The sequence below is a fragment of the Nocardiopsis lucentensis DSM 44048 genome (assembly GCF_000341125.1).
Lineage (GTDB): Bacteria > Actinomycetota > Actinomycetes > Streptosporangiales > Streptosporangiaceae > Nocardiopsis > Nocardiopsis lucentensis.
The window spans coordinates 1-1,293 of record NZ_ANBC01000743.1 but is presented as its reverse complement, the minus strand read 5'-3'; the positions used below and the strand labels follow the sequence as shown (position 1 = coordinate 1,293).

Genomic DNA, 1,293 nt, shown 5'->3' with positions numbered 1-1,293 from the left:
GCCCGCAGCAGGAAGCCGCCATCCGGGGTCCGCGACGCCGACAGCGTGCCCCCGCCCGCCGCGACGCGCTCCGACAGCCCCGAGAGACCGTTCCCCGAGGACGCCGACTCCCGGCTCCCACCCGGCCGCGCCCGGTCGTTGGCCACCTCCACCACCAGCGATTCCGTCCCCGAGCCGGCGTCCCGCGTCCGGGTGAACCCGATCCGGCAGCGCGTGGCGTCGCTGTGCCGCAGCACGTTGGTGACCCCCTCGCGCACCACCCACGCGGCCAGCGCCGCCGCCCCCGGAGGCGACTCCAGCCCGTCCAGACCGGTGACCGAGACCTCCGTCCGGTTGGCGCGCAGGACCGCGCCGACCGACTCCACCTCCTCGGCCAGGTCCACCTCCCGGTACCCGCTGACCGCCGACCGCACCTGCGCGAGTGACGTCCGCGCCAGCGACCGCACCTCGGCGATCTCCACGGCCGCCCGTCCCGGGTCGCGCTCGGCGAGCCGACTCGCCAGCTGGGACTTGACCGCGAGCGCGGAGAGGCTGTGCCCCAGCAGGTCGTGCATGTCCCGTGAGAACCGCAACCGCTCCTCCATGACCGCGAGCCGGGCCCGCGCCCGCTGCCCGGCGACGGCGTCGTTCACGATCTCCCAGAGCCAGGCGCAGATCATCATCCCCCCGGCCAGGATCAGCGCGTACGCGACCCCGAACAGCCACACCACCAGGAACGGGACGAACCGGATGTCCGCCTGCGTGGTCGGGATGAGCAGCCAGGGCAGGGCGAGGAGCCCGGCGGTGACCCACGACGTGCGCCGCCGGGAGGCGACGACCACCCCGACGCACCACCACGCGGCGATCAGGATCACCACGTTGATCGGGTCCTGGAGCCCCGCGCAGCAGAGCAGGAGCAGGGCGGTCGAGCCCCAGTAGGCCCACGGGGCGGGGTCGCGCCGTCCGTCGAGCCAGCCCGTGAAGAGGACGTGCAGCAGAGCGGCGCAGCCGATCCCCAGGGGCACCGCCGCGAGGGAGGGCCACAGGACGATCCCCTCCGCCGCCGACGTCGCCACGTCGATGAGCGGGAAGAGGACGAACAGGACGTCGAGGATCATCGTGGAGGCCACGAGCGCCCGCCGCGCGACACGGATCTTCCGGTCGCCGCCCGCGTCCGTACCTCCGTCCGCCTCCGGCGCGGAGCCTGCCCACGCGTCGGGCACTGGAGCTCCGCGCTCTTCCGGTGGCTGCTCCCCGCGCGCGTCGGGCGCCAAAGCCTCGCGCGCGTGCGCGCCGACGTCGCCGCTCACACGA

1 protein-coding gene is annotated in these 1,293 nt (G+C 74.8%); it reads right to left on the bottom strand.

Annotation, left to right across the window (positions count from 1 at the left end):
* A partial coding sequence (locus D471_RS36250; protein WP_017601318.1) for a sensor histidine kinase occupies positions 1–1,202 on the bottom strand: 1,202 nt, incomplete at its 3' end.
* Between the last annotated feature and the right edge of the window lie 91 nt (positions 1,203–1,293).